Genomic DNA, 6,360 nt, shown 5'->3' with positions numbered 1-6,360 from the left:
GGGCGGACGCGCACCCACCTGTTCCAGGCAGCCGTGCCCGCCGCGCGGTCCGTCCGGATCACCGTCGTCGGCCGACGCGCGTTCGGGGTGGCGGTGGACCACGAACCCGGCTTCGGTGGGCGGCACGACTGGCACCGACCAGCCCACCACCTCCCGTACCGACCGGTCACGGTCCCCGGCGACGTCGCCGCCGCCGTCGTGGAGATGGTCGACACCCTGGGTCTGACCTGCGCGGCCAGTGACTGGGCTGTGACGCCCGGCGGGCAGTGGTACTTCCTCGAACTCGACCCCACCTGGTCCGCGTCCTGGACGCTCGCCGACCAGGTCAGCCCCCTGGTCAGCGCGCTGGCGGACGCCCTGACCGACGAGTACGCCCCGGCCGGTGCGGGGCGGTGAGGGGCTGCCACGGGGACCTCGGGCCCATTTCCCCGCTCCCCGGACCACCGGGCGCACGCCGAACACCCCACGGCGTGGGTCCACACCACGAGCTGGTGCGGCTGCCGGCCGCGGGGAACACCCGGAACCGCGCGATGCCTCGACCGGTCGCGGGCGGCTGAGACACCCAGGACCAGGACGGGACACCGCCGCGGCTGGCCTGCCGGACGCGGGACCGGGGAGGGAACCGGTGCGGGCGCGCACGCCGCCGGGCCTCGGGCCGCTCACGGCGGCCGCTCGCGTGAGCCCCGTGCGAGGTGCTCGTCACCGCCCCACCCCGGCCGGTGGCGGGTCCGGCGGCGCCGCTACGATCGGCCGCCCACAGGCACATCCGGCGCCACCCGGGGAGAGGCACGATGGGCAGCGCTCGCATTCCGGTGGTGATCCTCGCCGGACACCTCGGAGCGGGGAAGACCACCCTGCTCAACCACCTGCTGGGCAACGCCGACGGGCTCCGGATCGGCGTGGTCGTCAACGACTTCGGCAGCGTCAACATCGACGCCATGAGCGTGGCCGGGCACGTGGACTCCACAGTGTCGCTCTCCAACGGCTGTCTCTGCTGCGCGGTCGACGCCAGCGGTCTCGACGACCTCCTCGGCCGGCTCGCCCGCCCATCGAGGCGACTGGACGTCATCGTCGTCGAGGCGAGCGGGCTCGCCGAACCGCGCGACCTGATCAGGCTCCTCCTGGCCAGCGACAACGACGCGATCACCTACGGCGGCCTGGTGGAGGTCGTCGACGCCGTCGAGTTCGAGCGGACCCGCGAGCGGCACCCCGAGGTGGACGCCCAGCTCAGAGTGGCCGACCTGGTGGTCCTCAACAAGGTCGACCGGCTGGCGGCTGACGACCGGCACCGGCTGACCGCCGTTCTCCGGGACATCGTCGAGGAGGTGCCCGTGGTGGCCACCACTCGCGGTCGGCTCGACCCCGGCCTCCTGTTCGACCGCCGCCTCCCCGCCCAGTCCGACTCGGTGCCGCGGCAACTGTCCTTCGACGAACTCCTGGCCGCGACCAGGCACGACCACGACCACCTCCACGAGCACTACGAGGCCGTGGACTTCGTGACCGACCAGGCCCTGCACCCCCGTCGGTTGATGGACTTCCTGGACGCACGCCCCACCGGGCTCTACCGCATCAAGGGATTCGTCCACTTCGGCGTCCCCGGCCACCGGGAGCGGTACACCGTGCACGCGGTGGGCAGCTTCCTCCGGTTCGAACCCACCCGGTGGCGCCGAGGTGAGGGCAGGACCAGCACCCTGGTCCTGATTGGCAATGGCGTGGACCCGGAGGACATCCGAGCGCGCCTGCGGGCCTGCGAGGAGCCCGCCCCGCACGCGCTCCCCCCGGAGAGCATGCTCTGCGTGCTGCGCCACACCCAGCACTGAGGCCGGCCCGCCGGTTCGACGGTGTTCGGCACGCCGCTGTCGAACACGACGTTGACGGGAACGCGGAAACGCGGACCGACGTGGCGAGCAGGCCACCGGAATGCGACGGACGGGGGATTTTCGGAATACCCGTCCAGGGGTATCCCGGTGCTGGTCGACGGGCCGTCGAACTCCGCCTCCGACGGGTATTCGAGAGCCAGGTGAATTCGATCGCCGGCGCTGGGAAACGGTGGCGTCCGGATTTCGGGAGAATGGTTGACATTTCGTTTCCGTGTGTGTGAACCTTTCCCGACGCTGAATCGTCCCCGTTTGTTTCCTTGTTCTTGGCTCCGCTGTTCCGCCGCCGTCGCCGGGCCAGCGCGTCCCCACGCGCACTCCGGTGCCGCCGCGCGTGCGCGGGGCCGGTGTCCCCGGAAGGACAGCACATGCGAAGACACCTGGCGGGTGCGTTGGTGGTCGGGATGGTGGCCAGCACCCTGGTGGTGCCCTCCGGCACCGACACGGCACCCCGGGCCGAGGCGACGCCCCGGGCGTCCTACTCGTGGCGCAACGTCGAGATCGGTGGGGGCGGCTTCGTCCCCGGCATCATCTTCAACCAGACCGAGCCCGACCTGATCTACGCGCGCACCGACATCGGCGGTGCCTACCGGTGGAACGAGTCCACCCAGCGCTGGACGCCCCTGCTGGACTGGGTGGGGTGGGACGACTGGGGCTGGACGGGCGTGGCGAGCCTGGCCACCGATCCCGTCGACCCGGACCGCGTCTACCTCGCCGCCGGGACTTACACCAACGACTGGGACCCCAACAACGGTGCCATCCTCCGCTCGGCCGACCGGGGCGAGAGCTGGCAGGTCACCGAACTGCCCTTCAAACTCGGTGGGAACATGCCGGGGCGGGGGATGGGCGAACGCCTGGCGATCGACCCGAACGACAACCGGGTCCTGTACCTGGGGACGCCCAGCGGGAACGGGTTGTGGCGCAGTACCGACCAGGGCGTCAGCTGGTCGAAGGTCGCCAGTTTCCCGAACGCGGGCGACTACGCGCAGGACCCGGATGACCCGAGCGGGTACCTCAGCGACAACCAGGGCGTCGTCTGGGTGACCTTCGACGAGGGCACCGGCACCCCGGGGAGCCGCACCCAGCACATCTACGTCGGCGTCGCGGACAAGAACAACAACGTCTACCGCTCGACCGACGGCGGTACGACCTGGCAGCGACTACCGGGACAGCCCACCGGGTTCCTGCCCCACAAGGGAGTGCTCGACAGCGAGCACGGCTACCTCTACCTCGCGACCTCCGACACCGGAGGGCCCTACGACGGTGCGGCTGGCGACGTCTGGAAGTTCGACACCACGAGCGGGCACTGGACCCGGATCAGCCCGGTGCCCTCCGACTCCGACGACAACTACTTCGGCTACAGCGGGTTGACCATCGACCGGCGCAACCCGGAGACGCTCATGGTCACCGCCTACAGCTCGTGGTGGCCCGACACCCAGATCTGGCGGACCACCGATGGGGGAGGCACCTGGAGCCCGATCTGGGAGTGGGCCGACTACCCCACCCGCACCCCGCGCTACTCCCTGGACACCTCCTCCGCGCCCTGGTTGTCCTTCGGCCAGGACAACCCGGTACCGCCGGAGGTCTCCCCGAAGCTGGGCTGGATGACCGAGGCGCTGGAGATCGACCCGTTCGACTCGGACCGCATGATGTACGGGACCGGGGCCACCATCTACGGCACGGACAACCTGACGGCGTGGGACGTCGGGGGCCGTGTCGGTATCCGCCCGATGGTCTTCGGGCTGGAGGAGACGGCCGTCCTCGACCTCATCAGCCCCCCTGGTGGAGCTCCCCTGCTCAGTGGGATGCTCGACATCGGCGGTTTCCGGCACACCGATCTGGACCAGGTCCCCGCCATGATGCACACCACCCCCTTCATGAGCGCGGTACGCAGCCTGGACTTCGCCGAGCTCAACCCCTCCGTCGTCGTCAGGGTGGGCGACGTCGAGGACTCGGCGTCCTCCCACATCGGGATCTCCACCAACAACGGGCAGACCTGGTGGCAGGGCCAGCGACCGGCCGGCGTCACCGGCGGCGGCACGGTGGCGGTGGCCGCGAACGCCAGCAGCATCGTGTGGAGCCCGGAGGGAACGGGCGTGCACGTGTCGACCAGCTACGGCGGCAGCTGGCAACCAGCGGCGGGTATCCCCGCCGGGGCCACCGTGGAGGCGGACCGGGTCGACCCCGCCGTCTTCTACGGCTTCAGCGACGGCACCTTCTACGTCAGCGTCGACGGGGGAGCGAGCTTCACCGCCACCAGCGCCAGCGGACTGCCCACCAGCGGTGACGTCCGGTTCAAGGCCGTGCCGGGGCACGCGGGTGAGGTGTGGCTCGCCGGGGGAGCACCGGGCCACTACGGCCTGTGGCGTTCCACGGACCGGGGCGCCAGCTTCAGCCGGGTCGCCGGCGTCGAGGAGGCCGACAACATCGGGTTCGGCCGCGCCGCGCCGGGGGAGACGTACCCAGCGCTCTACTCCAGCGCGAAGGTGAACGGCGTACGGGGCATCTACCGGTCCGACGACGCGGGAGCGACCTGGCTCCGGATCAACGACGACGACCACCAGTGGGCGTGGACGGGGGCGGCGATCACCGGGGACCCCCGTGTCCACGGTCGCGTCTACATCGCCACCAACGGTCGGGGCATCATCTACGGGGATCCCACCGGCTGAGCCGCACCGGGTCGGACTGTCCCGCCGGCGGCCACCCGCGAGGGGACGGACCGGCTACCCAGGATCACGCGGACCGGGTCCCCGCACCCGCGGCGGACCCAGGTCCGGGCGGCGTCCCCTGCCCTCGTCGGCGGCTGACGCTCGGTGGCATGAGCGAGTCCGGAGCTTCAGCCGCCCGGTAGGGGTGTCCCACGGTGACGGCGGGAACGCGGACCACCCGCCACCCGGCGTCCCCTCAGGACGTGGACGGCGCTGACGGCAGTGGTCCGTCAGGCAGCACCGGCGGCCCCGGGGTGGTGCCGGGTCACCGCGCCCGGACGTCGATGCCGGCCGCCGCGTAGCGTTCCCGGGTGCGGCGGGTCGCCCCGACCAGCACCACCCGTGCCGCCAGGCGAGCGGTGGGCAGGTCGGTGTACGAGTCGGTGGTGAACACGGCCTCGTCGAGCGGAACCCCGCACTCCCGCAGGGCCTCGGCCTTGCGGGCGCCGACACGGTGGTCCGCGACCCGCTGCCCGGTGGGTCCCCCGGTGAGCCGTGAGGCGGAGAGCAGGTCGAACGGGATGTCGGCGGCCCGCAGCAACGCGGTCGCCAGGCGGTGTTCGCTGGCGGTGGCCACCACGACCCGGGTTCCCGCTCCGTGCTCGCGCCTGATGCGGTCGACCACCTCCGCGCGGAGCCACGCCGGGTCGCCCCCGATGCGCGCGCCCACCTCGTCCGCGAGCTGCTGGTATTCGGGAGTGGACAGCCCGCTGAGCGCGACCTCCGTGACCCGGCGCGCGGCGCGGCTCCGACGCTGCGCGTCGCCCGGGTGGAGCGTCAGGCGCAGCAGGGACGGAAACGCCCTGATCAGTCGGGGTGGTGACGCACGTAGGCGGTCGACGAGCAGCGCGGTGAAGGAGTCCCGCCGGGTGACGACGCCGTCGAGGTCGTAGACGGCCACCTGGTCGCGAGCGGGTGGTGGGGGAGACATCGACCATCCTTCGGTAATCACGTGATTCCTCATCGTACGCCGCGGCCCACCCCGGAAGGAATCGGTTGATAACCTCCGTGGCGTGCCCGCACCCACGCCGCGTCGGCTCCCGGCGGCCCGGCGCCGCGAACTGGTCATCACCGCGGCCCAGGAGGCCTTCGCGAACCACGGTTACGAGGGCACGAGCACCGACACCGTCGCTCGCCTCGCCGGGGTGAGCCAGGGGTACATCGTTCGCCTGTTCGGGACGAAGAAGGCGTTGTTCCAGCACGTCGTCGCCGCCAGCCTCGACCACGTCCGCGCCGCGCTCCGGCCCACCCCCGATTCCGGGCCGACCGCGAACCCGGCATCGGCGCGCACCCGTCAGGTCCTCGGTCGGGCCTACCTCCGGGCCATCGCGGAGAAACCGGCCGCATTGCTCGTCCTCCTCCGGCTGATCTCCTCCGGAACCGACCCAGACCTCGCGCGCCTCGCGCGGGAGACGCTGTCGAGCCTGCACCGGTCGCTCCGCGACGACGCGGGTCTCGGCCCTGGCGACGCTGCCCGGTTCCTGGCCAACGGACTGCTCACCAGCGCGCTCGCCGCGACCGCGACCCGCCCCGAGGATGACGACCCGGATCTGCGCGAGCTCCTCGAGCACACGGTGGAGGACAACGTGGACGCCTACTCGCGGCTGCTCGCCCGAACACCGTCCACCACCACGGCCGCGCGGCGAGGGCCAACACGACCACCGGCCCCGCGCTGACCAGCTGGAAGCCCGCGGCGCGCGAGACGGCCGTTCGCCGCGGAACGCGGGCTCCGCCCCGGGACCCGCCACCTCCCGGGCCGTTCCGCCCTCCCACCG

Annotated in this window: 4 protein-coding genes and 1 pseudogene; 4 read left to right on the top strand and 1 reads right to left on the bottom strand. The window is 72.0% G+C overall.

Translation table 11 applies throughout. From position 1 onward, the window contains the following. The 3 genes and pseudogenes from ACTIDRAF_RS0215970 to ACTIDRAF_RS29220 form a co-directional block, all read left to right on the top strand. A pseudogene (locus ACTIDRAF_RS0215970) lies at positions 1–396 on the top strand (hypothetical protein); the annotation flags it as partial. A 395-nt stretch (positions 397–791) separates the two neighbouring features. Further along, entirely contained in the window at positions 792–1,820 is a 1,029-nt protein-coding gene (locus ACTIDRAF_RS0215965) for a CobW family GTP-binding protein (protein WP_016699730.1), read from the top strand. Positions 1,821–2,245: 425 nt separating this feature from the next. Next, positions 2,246–4,546 carry a xyloglucanase gene (locus tag ACTIDRAF_RS29220; protein WP_039787621.1) on the top strand — a complete coding sequence of 767 codons (2,301 nt, stop codon included), beginning with the start codon at positions 2,246–2,248 and terminating at the stop codon, positions 4,544–4,546. Between the two features lie 304 nt (positions 4,547–4,850). Here ACTIDRAF_RS29220 and ACTIDRAF_RS0215955 read toward each other — a convergent pair whose 3' ends face one another. After that, positions 4,851–5,516: an HAD family hydrolase gene (locus ACTIDRAF_RS0215955; RefSeq protein ID WP_157163063.1), complete on the bottom strand. Its 666-nt coding sequence runs from the start codon at positions 5,514–5,516 to the stop codon at positions 4,851–4,853. 82 nt (positions 5,517–5,598) lie between these two features. Here ACTIDRAF_RS0215955 and ACTIDRAF_RS29215 point away from each other — a divergent pair, with 82 nt between their 5' ends. Beyond that, positions 5,599–6,261, top strand: a complete 663-nt coding sequence (locus ACTIDRAF_RS29215) for a TetR/AcrR family transcriptional regulator (protein WP_016699727.1) — start codon at positions 5,599–5,601, stop codon at positions 6,259–6,261. Positions 6,262–6,360: the final 99 nt, after the last annotated feature.

The organism is Actinoalloteichus spitiensis RMV-1378, assembly GCF_000239155.1.
Classification (GTDB): Bacteria; Actinomycetota; Actinomycetes; order Mycobacteriales; family Pseudonocardiaceae; genus Actinoalloteichus_B; species Actinoalloteichus_B spitiensis.
Note: the sequence above shows the minus strand (reverse complement) of the source record. Positions and strands in the feature narration are given on the sequence as shown.

What these genes read in the sequence shown, in the direction of transcription:
- ACTIDRAF_RS0215965 (WP_016699730.1), top strand. Translation starts at nt 792, where the DNA reads ATGGGCAGCGCTCGCATTCCGGTGGTGATCCTCGCCGGACACCTCGGA.
- ACTIDRAF_RS29220 (WP_039787621.1), top strand. Translation starts at nt 2,246, where the DNA reads ATGCGAAGACACCTGGCGGGTGCGTTGGTGGTCGGGATGGTGGCCAGC.
- ACTIDRAF_RS0215955 (WP_157163063.1), bottom strand. Translation starts at nt 5,516, where the DNA reads ATGTCTCCCCCACCACCCGCTCGCGACCAGGTGGCCGTCTACGACCTC.